Here is a 15709-nt window from a genome sequence, read left to right on the forward strand (position 1 = left end):
TAAATTTGTACAAGCAAAAAAAAACTGTAGCCAAATTCGATTTTCATCGAGTTTGGCTACAGTCTGAAATGCCCTTTCATACCAGGGCATCTTGATGATCCAATTTATTAATTTACAAATAGATATAACTTCCTATGATATTCCTCAAATGCCTGCTGGTCCTTTTCCGTGTAGTCCATCCACTTCACTTTCTTGCATCTTTCCTCTAATCTCTCATTCAGTTCATCTTCTATTTCATTCATGAAACGAATGATTTCCCCATATGGCATGTTGAAATGACGGGCTGCGAGCCTTGGCGGAGAATGCTTTACCAGCAATCTCATGAATTGATCGACCGTGTCCGCCTTCGATGCAAGATAATCTTCTTCGTTCACAATGAATTCATACACTTGTTTTTTGACGCCAGAAAGTCTGGTTACTTCGTCGCGCAATAAAAACTCCATTAATCTTTCGTTCATATGGCTCTACCTCGAATTGGTTTATATTTAAATCCTTTTAGATATGTATGAAAAGTCTATACTGACCGATACCTCATTATGACATCGTAACCGCAAGCCATCAAGCAATTCCTATACCAATACACAAAACGTAATTGTTACGATTTATAATCCATTTAAGTAAAATAACATGTATATGCCTTAAAAGTCAACGTTCGATTTGTGCGACATCTCAGGATGCATAGTAAGCATCCTGTATTGGAAAAATATGATCATGAACAAATGGAACAGCTCTTTATTAATTTTTCTATAGGTATAGAGAATAATTTTGTTAAAATTTGATATAATAAATGTAATATTTAGTCAATTAGTATCTTTTCCTAGAATTTGCTTTTGCAAAGGGGTAGAATGAAGCTAATGACATCTTATTTTTTCTAAATGTTTCCGAGGAGTTATAGGGTGGGTATAGCAAGTACATAGTGACAGCTGAAATGCTGTCCGACATATCGGTTGTTTTCATTTGTTCAAAATAACAATGAAAAGAATAAGGAGTGATTTTTTGAAACCTTCAACAAATCGCATGTTAACCCGTATTAAATCCGTTTATATGTTCATTAGTAATAACGGTACGGTTTCTACTCAAGAGCTTGTAGAAGAATTTGGCATCACTCCTCGAACTGTGCAGCGCGATTTAAATGTCTTAGCATACAATGACCTTGTTCAAAGCCCAAGCCGTGGCCTTTGGACGACAACAAGTAAAAAGGTGAAGATGTCATCGTAAAAAGAACGACCACCCGAACAAGATCGATATGTAAAATACTTTGAGGCAGACAATATTGTCCGCCTCATTTTTTGTATCCACCTATCATTCAGTCGGTTGGCCTGCCTTTAACTGTTCAAGCTCCTCCGCCGTCAACTCACGGTATTCACCAAGCTCAAGTTCCTCATCAAGCTGTAAACTCCCCATGGAAAGACGCTTTAGGTAGACGACACGTTTGCCAACGGACTCAAACATCCGCTTCACCTGATGGAACTTTCCTTCCATGATCGTTAGCTCGATATCCGATGTCAGACCTGATTTTAAAATGTTCAATTCACCTGGTTTTGTTTCGTATCCATCATCCAAGGTCACGCCGTTGCGGAATGCCTCGATATCCCGTTCCGTCACTTCGCCATCAATGACCGCAAAATATGTTTTAGGGACATGTTTCTTTGGAGAAAGCAGTTGGTGGGCAAGCTTTCCATCATTCGTTATTAGCAATAAACCTTCTGTGTCCTTATCAAGACGGCCTACAGGAAATGGCTCGAATACCGAATCCTCCGGCTCCAAGATGTCGATGACCGTTTCTTGGTAGTTGTCTTCCGTTGCCGACAATACGCCTGGCGGTTTATTCATCATTAAATATATGAATTCCCTGTATTCAACCCGTTCACCATGAACCGTAACTATTTCCGTTTCAGGGTCCACTTGTTCCTTCGGGTCCTTAAGAAGCCTGTCATTGACCTTCACGGCGCCGGATTTCAGGAGCTTTTTCACTTCTTTCCTGCTGCCATAACCAATATTGGATAAAATCTTATCTATTCTCATCGTGTCCTCCTAAAGCCTTTTTCAGTAAAAAGCCTTGCCCACTTAAATGTCAGGCAAGGCCAATATATTTTAATCTGGGATTCACCATTCAATACCCTTTATTTTACACATCAAACTTCCAGCTTATAATCCTAATTTAGCTTTTAACCGATCGATCCGGGTACCGAACAAACGATGGGCAAGTTTGCTTTTCAAGGAAAGCGCCGCATAAATGAGCGCTCCAAAAATTGCACAAACGGCCACGATCAAAATCGCCTGGAAGCGCCCTTCCGTTGTAAGCCAAAGCGATAATAAACTGTTCATGCCCCATGCAGCCAGTCCCATTATTATTGAAAAAACTGTGATCAAAACAGATCTTCTGATGGTAAGGCCGTAACGATATCCAGTAAAGTAGGTAATGACATACAAATTCAGCAGCACGGCAGCCAAGTAGCCGAATGCCGTAGCATAAACGGATCCTTCCGTTTCAAACAGCTTGATCAACGGGATATTCAAGCTCAATTTGATTAAAAAGCCCACAAGCAGGCTGAGCACTGTATATTTTTGCTGATTGATGCCTTGTAAAATGGCCGCCGAAACGGAAAAAAGCGCAAATAAGATGGAAACGGGCGCATATGCCTTCAGGACACTGATTCCAAGTGGATCATGGCTGTAAAAGGCACTATAGATTGGATCGGCTAGCACCGACATGCCAACGACAGCTGGAATGGTAATGAACAACAAAATTTGGAAGGCTTGGTTCAGCTGGCGGTTTAACTCTTCCGAATCCTCGCTTACATATGCCTTCGTCACCGAGGGAAGAAGCGCCATTGAAAATCCGGTTGCAAGTGTCATCGGAATCAAGACAAGCTTCTGGGCATATACATTCAACACCCCAAGGGCATCTTCTGCGACGTGCTGCAAACCGATTGAAGACATCGCCTTATTGAAAGACAGCAAGTCCGCAAACTGAAACAATGGCATCGCGATTCCGACAAATATGAAAGGAATCGACGAAAGAAATATTTCTTTATAAATCTCCTTCAGGGAAATTTCCATCGTCCCCCGGTCTTTCTTCATCAAGCTGTCCAAATGGGGTTTTTGTTTTTTCCAATACCAAAATAACACCACTAAACCGCCGACAGCCCCGACCGTTGCCGCGAAGGTAGCTACTTGGATGGCTCTCACTAACTCTCCATCCAGGACATTCAAAACAACATACACACCGGCCAAAAGGAACACGATGCGGACAATTTGTTCGATAACCTGAGAGATGGCCGTTGGTTCCATCGCTTCATGACCTTGAAAGAAGCCGCGGATGATGCTCATGAACGGTACAAAAATCAAGGCGAAGCTGACTGCCCGTATGATCTCGGTGACATCACTGACATCTTCCTGCCTGACCCCAAAGACTCCAGTAAACAGCGGGGCCATCGTATAGAGAATCAAAAAAGCGAGAAAACCTGTGACAACCATTAATTTCAGGCTCGATTTAAATAACTTCTCACCGACTGCGTATTCCTCAAGCGCATTATACTTCGAAATGAATTTAGAAACAGCAAGCGGCATGCCTGCCGTTGCAAAACTAATGAAAATGGTATATGGAACGTACCCATATTGATAGAGGGTAGCCCCTTTATTCCCAACCATATGTTCAAATGGGATAACGTAAAATAAACCAAGTATCTTGGAAATGATCGCTCCCAGCGTTAATATAAAAGCCCCTTTTAAAAACTTAGATGACATCTAATCCCTTCCTGCCTCTGTCAGTTACGTTTCACACGCTCTTTATCTTATCATATTAAAGAATTTTTTCTATAGAAAACTACACTCAAGTTTATCGTTTTCGATGATAATACACAAACAAATAATTCCTTTTCTTCTACATTCGCAATCTGACGGGCTCTTGCTATATAATGAAGGGACTGAAAATGATAAAGTGGTGATCAATTTGAAATATGATGTAGTGGTAATTGGCGGCGGTCCTTCCGGATTGATGGCAGCAATTGCAGCCGGGGAAAAAGGTGCCCATGTCTTGTTAGTGGATAAAGGCGAGAAGCTTGGCAGGAAACTTGCAATCTCGGGCGGCGGACGCTGCAACGTGACGAACAGGCTCTCAATCGATGAAATCATTCAGCATATCCCTGGAAACGGGCGATTTCTATACAGTGCATTCTCAGAGTTCAATAATGAAGACATTATTCAATTCTTTGAAAAATTGGGCGTGGCTCTTAAAGAAGAGGACCATGGCCGGATGTTCCCTGTCAACGATAAAGCGCAAAGTGTCGTGGATGCCCTTCTGACGCGCCTGTCGAATTTAAAAGTAACGATCTATAAGAACTCCCCAGTTGCGGAAGTTCTCTATGAACATGGAAAAACCAGCGGTGTCCAGTTAAAAGATGGCCAGACCATTGACACGGATGCAGTCGTGATTGCAGTCGGCGGAAAATCAGTTCCCCACACCGGTTCAACGGGAGACGGCTACGCATGGGCTAAAAAGGCGGGACATACGATTACCGAGCTTTTCCCAACTGAAGTTCCCGTACTTAGCAATGAAACATTCATTAAAAATCGAACACTTCAAGGTCTCGCACTTCGCGATGTTTCATTGAGTGTCCTTAACCCAAAGGGCAAGGCCCTGATTACACACCGAATGGATATGCTCTTCACCCATTTTGGCGTCTCCGGTCCAGCTGTTCTAAGATGCAGCCAATTCGTCGTGAAAGCGATGAAAAAATGGAACCTGTCGGAAGTGACTATGAAACTCGATGCCCTGCCGGACCGAAACAAGGAAGAGGTTTTTCAAGATATCATGAAGGAAATCAAGGCCGAACCGAAAAAAGCCATTAAAAACACCTTAAAAGGCTTAGTTCCTGAACGATACCTTCACTTCCTGCTTGAGCGAAGCGGCATCGACCTTCAAGAACAAGGAGCGACGATATCAAATGAAAAAATCCGCCGCTTTGCAGAATTATGCAAGGACTTCCAATTCGGAGTTCACGGCACCCAGCCGCTGGAAAAAGCCTTCGTCACGGGCGGCGGCGTATCCGTCAAAGAAATACATCCAAAGGAAATGGCATCCAAACTAATGGACGGACTGTATTTCTGCGGTGAAATTCTGGATATACACGGATACACAGGCGGCTATAATATCACATCGGCATTAGTAACCGGAAGACTCGCCGGAATGAATGCTGCCATGTATGCCCGTTCATAATTCGTAAAAGAGGCTGATCCGCTTGGATCAGCCTCTTTTAATGCGATTTCGTAAGCCTATACATCCATTCGGTGTTTGTTGGGCTTTGATTCAGGCGAAGATGCGGTTATTTGGGTCTTCACCGTACTTTTTTGGGCCGTACCCGCGACGCCTCTATTATCCGGCTTTTCGTTTAAAATATTTCTGGATGATGGCGAAAGGCTTCAAGATCAATGGTATTCCGTTTCGTGAAAGTGACGCCTTCACTCTCGAGCATCACCTTCTGGTGTTCTGCGGCTCCCTCCGCTTTTATGCCGATTTCTCCTTTGGCATTGATTACCCGGTGCCAAGGAAGGTCATGCTTTTTGCTGCTTGAATGAAGGATCCTTACGACCTGCCTTGCACCGCGCGGACTTCCGGCGAGCTGTCCAATTTGACCATATGTCATCACTTTACCGGAAGGGATTTGTTGTATGATATTAATTACCCGTTCAGTAAAACTTTCCAAATAACTTGCCCCTTCCATTCTATCCGTTTGCTAAAATCGTGATTTTTTCATCGGTTATCAGGACCCCATGATGCTTGATCAAGTTTATTTTAAGCTCGGCAGGCACTCTGCAGTCATCGTACGCACAAACAGAAATCAATCCTCGTTCCTTGATCAATTTGTCGATTCCTTTTTCATATTCTCCTATCGCTAAGGTGGCTTGATCGTCATGGCCCCATTCAACATGGCCCCAAGTCCGCACGTGCTGATTGCGTTCAGTATATGTAACGATATTTTCCAAGAAATAATTAACCATCGTCGAAGGATGGAAGTTTCCATGAAAACAATAAAAATCAAAATTGTTCATAAGATGCACTTGCTCCAATTGCTCCTCATTTAAATGAAGCTGCAATTTCTTGTACACAAAAGGAAAGATACGGTCATTTTCGACGACCAGAATATGGTCTCCCTGTTCAACACCCTCAATGATGAATGTTGCCTCATTTTCAATGTAGGCTTCCAATTCATTAAAACAGTATAAGATATGTCCACCATCCGATTGCTGTAGATTTTCTATTAGTTGTTTCATATTGTTATCCAAAATGAATCTCTCCTTTAAATACACCAATCCGCTCTATGTATTATGTATAACTTTACCTATTATCTCCGTGTTTGTAAAATTCATAGATAAATATAATCAGTTTTTCTTAATGACATCTGTTATGATCCGGAACTTAGTTGAATCGAATTGAGGCTGCTTTTAGTCCACTCATCGAAAGACCAAGGCAGCCCATTTCAGCAAACTCCTTTCTTCATGCATTCCCCCTGGTACGTTGACCTTAAATCACGGGATAAAACGGCACATAGCGCGGGTTATAATAATATGGCGGTCTTGGTCCTATCAGCGGCAATTCAAAGGTATTTGGGTTGGAATCATATAACAACTCCACTTTTTCATCAGATTGATCGACCAATAACAATTTCACTTCTTCGCTATAATAATATGGCATATTGAGGCCTCCAAAAACTTTTTTTCTACACTTCAGCATATTCGAGCTGTACGGCAACGAGCCCGTACCCATACATGTTCTTCATGCACGGCATATACCTGATCGTCATAGAGTAATCCGACTAAATTCTTTTTTAGGAGGACTCCTCATGGCAGAAGATAAGAAAAAGAAATCATCATGTGAAGGCTATCCCATGCATCCGAATTATGGAAAAGTCACTCGTTATCAAGACGTCCCCATCACGGTTCCGGAGCAACGCCAATTTCGCCAGCCTGGTGTAGAAAAATTAATGGTGCCACGGCCCATCATCGAAAATCCCAATTATAAGGGCAGTGGAAAATTAACAGGCAGTGTCGCATTGATAACTGGCGGAGACAGTGGAATTGGCGCTGCGGCTGCCATCGCTTTTGCTAAAGAAGGCGCAGATGTTTCCATCGCTTATCTGGATGAACATGAGGATGCCAATCGGACTAAAACGAGAATTGAAGAGCTTGGACAACGTTGCTTACTGCTGCCTGGTGACTTAAGGGATAAACAGCAATGCATCAAGATCGTGGAAGACACCATCGAAACATTTGGAAAGCTCAATATTCTTTGTAACCACGTGGGTATTCAATTTCAACAATTAAGCTTGCTTGATATTACGGATGAGCAATTCGATGATACCTTTAAGGTGAATATCTATTCCCACTTCTACACGACCCGTGCTGCCCTTCCCCATTTAAAAGCTGGGTCCTCCATCATTAATACATCTTCTGTCGTGACGTTTAATGGGAATAAGCAATTAATTGATTACACGGCGACTAAAGGAGCCAACATTGGTTTTACCCGTGCCTTGGCAAACAGTCTTGTCGATCAAGGCATCCGGGTGAACGCCGTTGCACCCGGAAGGTTTTGGACACCCCTCATCCCGGCAAGTTTCTCGTCAGACGAAGTGACACAAGTCGATAACCCGATGGAGCGTCAAGGCCAGCCATTTGAACTGGCTCCCACCTTTGTCTATCTCGCTTCTGATGATTCTCGTTTTGTGACAGGACAAACACTTCATGTCAACGGCGGGGAAGCGACATCGTCCTAATTTCCACATCGTATATGCTCCCTTCCGAGGAAGTCAAAATTCTGATTTCCATAAAAAAAGACTACCTATTGCCTGCCAGCAAGCAATAGGTAGTCTAATGTTGAATATAGGCCAGCCGGCCTTTATTTTTTTTTATAGATGATCATCGCACTAAAACAGTAGATCTGTTCCTCTTCCTCTTCACCTGTAGTGGCGACATTGTATTTGATATCGACTATTTGATTATCACGAATGTCTTCAAGGAAAAAATTCATTTCATCCTCAAGATCCTTTTCATGCTCATAATCAAATAATTTGACTTGTATCATCGGCTCTCCCCGCCCTTTTACTATAATGATAGTTATTGTGCAGGATGCCCATTTTTCAAAAATATTATACTTGATTTGTTTGTAAAGCGGATATTAATGCAACCACTTCATCCCCGACTTCTCCTGTAGAAGCTGTCCCGCCCATATCAGGGGTGAGCGCCTTTTTATCGACCATCACCTGTTCGATCACGTCCAACACTTTAGCACCCCAAACCTCATGCCCAAAGAAATCAAGAATCTGACTGGCGGACCATATGGCCGCAAGTGGATTGGCAATGCCTTGATGTGCTATATCCGGGGCTGAACCATGGATCGGTTCGAACATCGAAGGATAAATCCGTTCCGGGTTTAAATTGGCACCGGCCGCCAGTCCCATCCCGCCTGCAATGGCAGCACCTAAATCCGTGATGATGTCACCAAACAAATTGGAGGTGACAACGATTTGAAACCGTTCGGGCTGCTTGACAAAATACATGCTTGCAGCATCGACCAAATAGGAATTCGTTTCTACATCCGGAAACTCTTGTCCAATTTCTTCAAAAACCTGATCCCAAAAAACCATTGAATAATTCAAAGCGTTCGCCTTGCTTATACTCGTTAGCGTCCTGCCCGTCTTACGCGCAAGTTCATACGCATAACGGATGATCCTCTCCGTCCCTTTTCTTGAAAAGACCCCCGTCTGCAGGACGACTTCTTCCGGCTTGCCTTTAAAAAGCCAATCACCGGCACCGGAATATTCCCCTTCACTGTTTTCACGGATGACAACCATATCGATTTGGTCACGAGTCACGTCCTTTAATGGACAGGGTGCACCTTGAAGCAATTTAACGGGTCGAACATTCACATATTGATCAAATCCCTTTCTGATTTTCAGCAGAAGTTCACGTAAAGAAATATGGTCCGGGACACCAGGATAACCGACCGCCCCAAGATACACAGCGTCAAACTTCATCAGTTGTTCAAGTCCGTCGTCGGGAAGCATTTTACCGTGCTCAAGATAATATTCACAGCCCCATGGAAAATAGGTGAACTGGAAAGAAAACTCCCCGGCAATTGCAGCTACTTCTTTAAGGACCTTTACACCCTCATCAATCACCTCAGGGCCTATCCCGTCACCCGCAATGACCGCTATTTTATGAACATTCATGCTTCAACTCTCCTTTTTCTATATTTTCTGATTTTAACCCCCTAATTTTAACATATAATTTATACATTCCAGTTAGAAGAGGTCCATACAGAAAAAAGAGACCTTTCATGATGAAAGGTCTCTTTTTTTACGCCTTCAAATATGCGCGTCTTTCTGCATATTCACGGCACTGTGAACAAACCATGATCTTTTTTCTTTCTTCATTCAAATAAACCGTCACATTCCTGGATTTACGCTTACAAAAGTAACAGGTCTTTTTGAGGAACCTCACTTAACGATGACTTCGCCGTCCCATTCAAGCATTCCGCCAACCATGTTTGCCACTTTATATCCTTGTTCCTGAAGATAATGGCATACATTTTCACTGCGGCGTCCTGAACGGCAGATAAAAATATATTCTTTTTCTTTATCAAAATAGTCAAGGTTTGCCGGGATATCATTCATGCGAATATGTTTAGCGCCTTCGATCATTCCCTCTTGCACTTCATCGTCTTCACGAACATCGACAAGTTCCATCGCTTCTCCTGCCTCAAGCTTAGCTTCCACTTCTTCAGTTGTAATGATTTTGATTTCTTCCATAATTAGCACCTCGAATTATCGTTTGATTTATCTTTTTCATTATAGCAAAATTTCCAGTTAAACATCACGTAATCGATTTCCTGATGAAAATTCCCTCAAGCCTGACTGTAAAAACGCCGGCGAATATATTATTCGCCGGCGTTTTAAAGCATGAATTCGTATTAATGCTTGAATCCCAGTTGATATTGTTCAGGGATCTCCGTTTTTTTATTCAAAGCTTTAGATGCTTCCAATGCCCAATAAGGGTTTCGCAGCATTCCTCTGCCGACGGCAACCAAATCCGCTTCTTCATTACCTATGATTGAATTTGCAAGAATCGGATCATCTAATCTACCTACGGCAATCACCGGAATATCCAAAGCTTTTTTGATTTCCCTGGCCAACGGAGTTTGATAGCTGGCATGGGTACCAGGCCTTCCGTCTGCTCCAATCGGGCCTTCTCCTCCAGAGCTCACATGGAACATATCGACGCCTGCTTCTTTAAAGACTTGTGAAAATGCAATGCTTTCTTCAATACCATATCCGCCTTCAACGTATTCTTTTGCAGAAATGCGCATGATTAAAGGCATGTCGGCAGGCATTTCGCTTTTCACTGCTTTAATGACTTCCACTCCGAATTTTGTCAGGTCTCTTCCATATTCATCATCACGTTTATTCGTAAGCGGTGATGTGAATTGGTGGATTAAATACCCGTGTGCACCATGTAATTCGATTACGTCAAATCCTGCTGTAACTGCCCTTCTGGCCGATGCCCGGAATTTATCGACCATTTCCTTAACTTCTTCCGTTTCTAAAGCTCTTGGTGTTTTGTACGTTTCATCAAACGCAATGGCTGATGGTGCCACCGGCGTTTCCGCATCCTCCGCTTTACGGCCTGCATGGGCAATTTGTATTCCGATTTTTGCACCGTATTGATGAACTTCCTTAACGATGTTGGAGAAAGCCCCAATTTGATCGTCGGACCATAATCCAAGATCGCGATTCGAAATGCGCCCATCAGGCTCCACATCGGTCATTTCAACTATAATTAACCCCGTACCGCCAACTGCCCTGCTTACATAATGCTGATGGTGCCAATTCGTTGGTATACCATCTTCCGCTTCGACGGAGTATTGGCACATCGGCGGCATGACGATCCTATTTTTCAGTTCAAGTTCTTTTATGCGATAAGGTGAAAATAAATCATTCATAATTTTTTATCTCCTTTTTTATATAATGCATGCACATGCATTTATATCATCCCAGTAATACTGTGTCAACTAATCAGATTCCCGAAGCTGTCATTGTAAATTCCGATGCAGAAATCCATAAAAAAAGAGAAAGACGGATATCCCGTCCCTCTCCTTCATACTTAATTAAAAGTCGAAATTATCAGGATCTGGACCAACACGGTGATTCTGATTCAATCCATCAATTTGTTTCATTTCCTCTTCTGTCAATTCGAAATCGAATACAGTTGAGTTTTCAACAATACGATGTTCTTTAGTTGATTTTGGAATCGTTACAATCCCATTTTGTAAATCCCAGCGTAAAATGACTTGTGCAACAGACTTGCCATGGTTGGTCGCAATTGCTTGTAATACTTCATTATCCAGCAGTTCACCTTGCATCAAAGGAGACCATGCTTCAAGTTGTATTCCTTGTTCCTTACAAAATGCCTGAACTTCTTTTTGAGTTAAACGCGGATGGCATTCTACTTGATTGACCATCGGCTTCACTTCTGCATCTTCCATCAAATCTTTTAGATGGTGAATTTGGAAATTGCTCACACCGATCGCCTTTACTTTTCCTTCTTTATATAAAGTTTCTAACGCTCTCCAAGCTTCTTTATATTTCCCTTCCACTGGCCAATGGATAAGGTATAAATCCAAGTACTCCAAGCCAAGTTTCTTTAAGCTTTTTTCGTAAGCCGCGATTGTTGATTCATATCCCAAATCAGCATTCCAGACTTTTGATGTTACGAATAATTCTTCCCTCGAGATTCCAGCTTCTTTCAATCCCTCACGGATCCCTTGTCCAACCCCTTCTTCATTTTCATAAATGGCAGCCGTATCGATGCTGCGATAACCATGTTTAATGGCCACTTTAACTGCATTTACCAGCTCCGGTCCTTCTTCCACCTTAAATACGCCCAATCCGAACCAAGGCATTTTAACTCCATTATGCAACGTAGTTGTATCTTGTAAATTTTTCACCATTATACTCTACCCCCAAATTTTCTCTTCATTGTTTTTTAAGATTGTAATGCGTTTAAGTATCAGTATCATTACATCCCTTCAAGGAACCTTCCATCATTCGCTGAAGGGATGCAATGATACTTGGTTATTGATACTCTAAACGCATAGCATGCTTTTTCTAAGATGCATCACTTTTTCATTCCTATGCTATTTTGTCCGTTCCCTTGGTACGGTCTTTACTTTCCAAGGCCCGGCTCAAGCCTGTTAAAATCACTGCTGCAAACACCATGACTCCACCTATCCACGCTGTATGGATCAGTCCGATCGAATCGGTAATCACCCCTCCTAAGTAGGCACCAATGGCGATTCCCGCATTGAAGGCGGCAATATTGATGGCTGACGCCACGTCCACTGCACTCGGCACGAAACGCTCCGCTAACATGACGACATAGACTTGAAGCCCTGGAACATTCATGAATGCAAACAATCCCATTAAAATGATCGTAATTAAACCAGCTATCTTAAACGGTGCCATGAAGGTCAAGACCACCAGTACAATGGCTTGTATAAGAAACATATAGAATAGGGCATTAATAGGATTGCGATTGGCCAATTTCCCGCCGAGAGTATTCCCTATCGCTATGGCTACTCCATATACTAGCAAAATCAAGGCCACAGTTCCTTCTTTAAACCCTGTTACTTCCTGAAGTAATGGCGACAGGTACGTGAAGACAACGAATGTACCTCCGTATCCTAACGCTGTAATGATGAATACTAACAGCAAACGTCCATTCGTCACCAATTTGATTTGGTCACGGAACGTCGTCCGTGCAGCTTTTCTTAAATCGGATGGGACAAGGATGCCATTTCCGATGAAAGCTATCAGGCCGATTGCCACAATGATGATGAAAGCGAATCTCCAGCCGAATTGCTGCCCGATGAACGTTCCAAACGGAACTCCGGTCACCGTTGCCACCGTTAGACCTGTGAACATGATGGCGATGGCACTCGCCCTGCGGTTTTCAGGGACCAAATCAGCCGCAATCGTAGCGCCGATCGACATGAAAATACCATGTGCAAGCGCTGAAATGACACGTGCGATCAATAACACACTGATCGTGGTCGCAGAAGCCGCCAATGCATTTCCGGCAATGAACACGACCATGATCCAAAGCAATAAGGTCTTTCTCGACATATTCGATGTAAGGGATGTAAGGATAGGTGCCCCGAACATGACCCCCAAGGCGTATAGAGATACCGTCAACCCCGCCGTCGTGACTGTAATGTGTAAATCTTTAGAAATGAGCGGTAATAATCCCACGCTGATGAACTCGGTTGTTCCAATTGCAAAGGCGCTGATCGCTAAAGCGAGCAATGCCCATGTACTTCTATTTTTATTTGAAATCATATCCTCTTCTCCTTCTTGTTGTTTTGTACTATCATTGAAATTGCCTAAGCAACTTTTTTTATAAATGGTACAGTGGAATTCGGTGTGCAAATGTTATTATGAGATATAATATAAATAAAAAACAGTACGTACTTTAAAGTAATATAGGTACCTTAAAGTTCCTATAAAATAAGGAGAGTATACAAATCATGCAAAAAAAGAAGTACAATATATCCGTTGAAGCAACACTGGAAGTACTGGGCGGGAAGTGGAAATGCGTAATCCTCTGCCATCTGACTCACGGAAAAAAGCGGACTAGTGAATTGAAGCGCCTAATGCCAAACATCACCCAAAAAATGCTGACTCAACAATTGCGGGAGTTGGAACAGGACGGTGTCATCAATCGGATCGTTTATAACCAGGTCCCCCCAAAAGTGGAATATGAACTAAGTGAGTATGGACAAAGCCTCGAAAGCATCCTATCCGCACTATGTACGTGGGGGGAAAACCACATAACCAGGGTGTATGGTGATAAGTTTTCCGTTCTAGAGGAAAGTGTATTGAATGATCAATTAAAGTAATCTTAAACAAAAAGGATTAGCTTGAAGTGGCTAATCCTTTTTTGTTTATAAAGAATTCTCCTGGTTTAACCAATAATTAAAGCTAGCCCCAAATTCCCATAAATTCCCCGTCGTAAGAGGCACCTGTTTTATTCCCCTCCTTCTTTTTGGTATAATATGTAATATCACATCATTTAAAGTTTTTATTTTTTAATCGAAGAAGTATAATGGTGAAACCAAGGAGTGACATATGAGGGTCTTATTAGAATTGATACGCATCATATTAATATTCGGGATAGCCGGCACAATCATTTCGAGCATTGTAAACGGCATATATATAAACATAGGAGTGAATCAGTATGGCTGGCTAGGATCGATTGCGATACTGATTTTATTATTCGCCTGGTATAGAAATAAACTTCAGTTCAGTGGCTGGTACTCGGGAAAAGGGAAGGTAAAGCTTCCAAAAACAGCCTCACAAATACTCATTCTGTGTTCACTATTTTTGTTATGTGCCCCACCTGTCTTAAGTTTTGTGCCGATGATCTTTCATTAAACGGGATTTATATCCTGGATAGAGCAGGAGTGAACGATTTGCGGAAATTGTTTAATATTGTGGTCCTCATACTCCTACTCTCTGGATTATGGTATGGATATGGTAAAGATATTCAGGAGTCTGGATTCAAAGCAGGGGTTAGTGCCTTTGCTTCAGATGTTCGTTCCTTTATAAACGGGCCCGAGGTTTCAACCGCTTTGGAAAAACTGAGTACTGGAGTCAGCAGCCTGATTGGCTCGCTGTCGGAAACATTGGATACCGCTTCTGAAAAAGAATTGCAGGAAACGGAAAAAGTGAAAAAACCAGCACTGGAAGCACCTGCCGATGCATCCTTCTCAGTCCGTAATATCGAAATTGGCGATACGAAGGATGATGTAGAAAAATTGGCTGGTAAAGCAAAACGGAATACGCGAAATGAATATGGCGTGGACTGGTTCGCCTATCACGAAAATTATCAAAACTTCTTCATGGTTGCCTATGATAACAACAATAAAGTTGTTGGTTTATATACGAACCAAGATTTGATTTCCTCAAAGGAGGGCATTAAACGCGGCACCCCCAAAGAAACCGTGACTGGGAAAATGGGGGAGCCTGTAACAAAACTGCTTAAAGGAAACGTCTATTACCAAATTCGAAGTGACAGCGGCGAATACGATATGTTTGAAATGGATAATAGCTATGTGACCATTTTTTATGACAAACATGAGAAAAATACAGTCACGGCAATCCAAATCATCGACGCAAAACTCGAAAAGCAAAAGAGCGGCTATTTTGCAGAAGCCGGTCCTGGATTAAAGAAGGGCTTTGAATATCAATTATTCGATTTGACCAATGCCTCACGGGTCAATCATGAGCTCTCAGTGCTTTCATGGGATAAACAAGTGAAGGTCACTGCACAGGATCATAGTTCAGATATGGCCGTTAATCAATACTTCAACCATACAAACCTTGAAGGAGAATCCCCTTTTGACCGGATGGAAGATGACAAAATCAATTTTCGAATGGCTGGGGAAAACCTGGCTGCCGGTCAGAATAGCAGTATCTTTGCCCATGAAGGCCTAATGAATTCCATTGGACACAGGGAAAACAAATTACAGAAGGATTTTGAATCGCTCGGTGTCGGAGTTGCCTTCGATGAGGAAGATAAACCATATTATACGGAAAACTATTTGACGAAATAAACGAAAAAGCTGTGCAAGGGAAAACCTGCACAGCTTTTT

18 protein-coding genes are annotated in these 15709 nt (G+C 42.4%); 6 read left to right on the forward strand and 12 right to left on the reverse strand.

The window, feature by feature from the left end; all coding sequences use genetic code 11:
• Positions 1–107: 107 nt before the first annotated feature.
• Positions 108–458 carry a hypothetical protein gene (locus ACSR9O_RS15710; protein WP_101223034.1) on the reverse strand — a complete coding sequence of 117 codons (351 nt, stop codon included), beginning with the start codon at positions 456–458 and terminating at the stop codon, positions 108–110.
• A 538-nt stretch (positions 459–996) separates the two neighbouring features.
• Here ACSR9O_RS15710 and ACSR9O_RS15715 point away from each other — a divergent pair.
• Positions 997–1218: a DeoR family transcriptional regulator gene (locus ACSR9O_RS15715; protein ID WP_034309346.1), complete on the forward strand. Its 222-nt coding sequence runs from the start codon at positions 997–999 to the stop codon at positions 1216–1218.
• 84 nt (positions 1219–1302) lie between these two features.
• On the opposite strand, the gene ACSR9O_RS15720 is transcribed toward ACSR9O_RS15715, so the two are convergent.
• Together ACSR9O_RS15720 and ACSR9O_RS15725 are read right to left on the reverse strand one after the other, a co-directional pair.
• A complete protein-coding gene (locus ACSR9O_RS15720; protein ID WP_101223035.1) occupies positions 1303–2025 on the reverse strand; it encodes a pseudouridine synthase in 723 nt (240 codons plus the stop codon).
• A gap of 123 nt (positions 2026–2148) precedes the next feature.
• Positions 2149–3750 carry a putative polysaccharide biosynthesis protein gene (locus ACSR9O_RS15725; RefSeq protein WP_230176692.1) on the reverse strand — a complete coding sequence of 534 codons (1602 nt, stop codon included), beginning with the start codon at positions 3748–3750 and terminating at the stop codon, positions 2149–2151.
• A 205-nt stretch (positions 3751–3955) separates the two neighbouring features.
• Here ACSR9O_RS15725 and ACSR9O_RS15730 point away from each other — a divergent pair, with 205 nt between their 5' ends.
• On the forward strand, positions 3956–5221 hold the full coding sequence (locus ACSR9O_RS15730; RefSeq protein ID WP_260358629.1) for a BaiN/RdsA family NAD(P)/FAD-dependent oxidoreductase: 1266 nt from the start codon (positions 3956–3958) through the stop codon (positions 5219–5221).
• A 172-nt stretch (positions 5222–5393) separates the two neighbouring features.
• Here ACSR9O_RS15730 and ACSR9O_RS15735 read toward each other — a convergent pair whose 3' ends face one another.
• The 3 genes from ACSR9O_RS15735 to ACSR9O_RS15745 form a co-directional block, all read right to left on the reverse strand.
• Positions 5394–5726 (reverse strand): MGMT family protein, encoded by a 333-nt coding sequence (locus ACSR9O_RS15735; protein WP_491724676.1) that lies wholly within the window; start codon positions 5724–5726, stop codon positions 5394–5396.
• Between the two features lies 1 nt (position 5727).
• On the reverse strand, positions 5728–6288 hold the full coding sequence (locus ACSR9O_RS15740) for an MEDS domain-containing protein (protein ID WP_230176690.1): 561 nt from the start codon (positions 6286–6288) through the stop codon (positions 5728–5730).
• 238 nt (positions 6289–6526) lie between these two features.
• Positions 6527–6697, reverse strand: a complete 171-nt coding sequence (locus tag ACSR9O_RS15745) for a hypothetical protein (protein WP_402939091.1) — start codon at positions 6695–6697, stop codon at positions 6527–6529.
• 148 nt (positions 6698–6845) lie between these two features.
• Between ACSR9O_RS15745 and ACSR9O_RS15750 the strand changes: the two genes are divergently transcribed.
• Positions 6846–7775, forward strand: a complete 930-nt coding sequence (locus tag ACSR9O_RS15750) for an SDR family oxidoreductase (protein WP_491724677.1) — start codon at positions 6846–6848, stop codon at positions 7773–7775.
• Between the two features lie 122 nt (positions 7776–7897).
• Here ACSR9O_RS15750 and ACSR9O_RS15755 read toward each other — a convergent pair whose 3' ends face one another.
• The 6 genes from ACSR9O_RS15755 to ACSR9O_RS15780 form a co-directional block, all read right to left on the reverse strand.
• Positions 7898–8083 (reverse strand): sporulation protein Cse60, encoded by a 186-nt coding sequence (locus ACSR9O_RS15755; RefSeq protein ID WP_048682016.1) that lies wholly within the window; start codon positions 8081–8083, stop codon positions 7898–7900.
• 64 nt (positions 8084–8147) lie between these two features.
• Positions 8148–9230, reverse strand: a complete 1083-nt coding sequence (locus ACSR9O_RS15760) for a tartrate dehydrogenase (RefSeq protein ID WP_101223041.1) — start codon at positions 9228–9230, stop codon at positions 8148–8150.
• Positions 9231–9497: 267 nt separating this feature from the next.
• Positions 9498–9809, reverse strand: a complete 312-nt coding sequence (locus ACSR9O_RS15765) for a rhodanese-like domain-containing protein (protein WP_491724678.1) — start codon at positions 9807–9809, stop codon at positions 9498–9500.
• A 161-nt stretch (positions 9810–9970) separates the two neighbouring features.
• Complete coding sequence (locus ACSR9O_RS15770) at positions 9971–10999, reverse strand: NADH:flavin oxidoreductase/NADH oxidase (RefSeq protein WP_101223042.1); 1029 nt, start codon at positions 10997–10999, stop codon at positions 9971–9973.
• Between the two features lie 165 nt (positions 11000–11164).
• On the reverse strand, positions 11165–12007 hold the full coding sequence (locus ACSR9O_RS15775) for an aldo/keto reductase (protein WP_101223043.1): 843 nt from the start codon (positions 12005–12007) through the stop codon (positions 11165–11167).
• Positions 12008–12188: 181 nt separating this feature from the next.
• Positions 12189–13394: an MFS transporter gene (locus ACSR9O_RS15780; RefSeq protein WP_491724679.1), complete on the reverse strand. Its 1206-nt coding sequence runs from the start codon at positions 13392–13394 to the stop codon at positions 12189–12191.
• A gap of 188 nt (positions 13395–13582) precedes the next feature.
• Here ACSR9O_RS15780 and ACSR9O_RS15785 point away from each other — a divergent pair, with 188 nt between their 5' ends.
• The 3 genes from ACSR9O_RS15785 to ACSR9O_RS15795 all read left to right on the forward strand — a co-directional run bounded on the left by ACSR9O_RS15785 (position 13583) and on the right by ACSR9O_RS15795 (position 15670).
• On the forward strand, positions 13583–13954 hold the full coding sequence (locus ACSR9O_RS15785) for a winged helix-turn-helix transcriptional regulator (protein ID WP_063232600.1): 372 nt from the start codon (positions 13583–13585) through the stop codon (positions 13952–13954).
• Between the two features lie 229 nt (positions 13955–14183).
• Positions 14184–14489 (forward strand): hypothetical protein, encoded by a 306-nt coding sequence (locus tag ACSR9O_RS15790; protein WP_491724680.1) that lies wholly within the window; start codon positions 14184–14186, stop codon positions 14487–14489.
• Positions 14490–14518: 29 nt separating this feature from the next.
• Entirely contained in the window at positions 14519–15670 is a 1152-nt protein-coding gene (locus ACSR9O_RS15795; protein ID WP_491724681.1) for a CAP domain-containing protein, read from the forward strand.
• Positions 15671–15709 lie beyond the last annotated feature (39 nt).

The organism is Peribacillus sp. B65, from assembly GCF_058513295.1.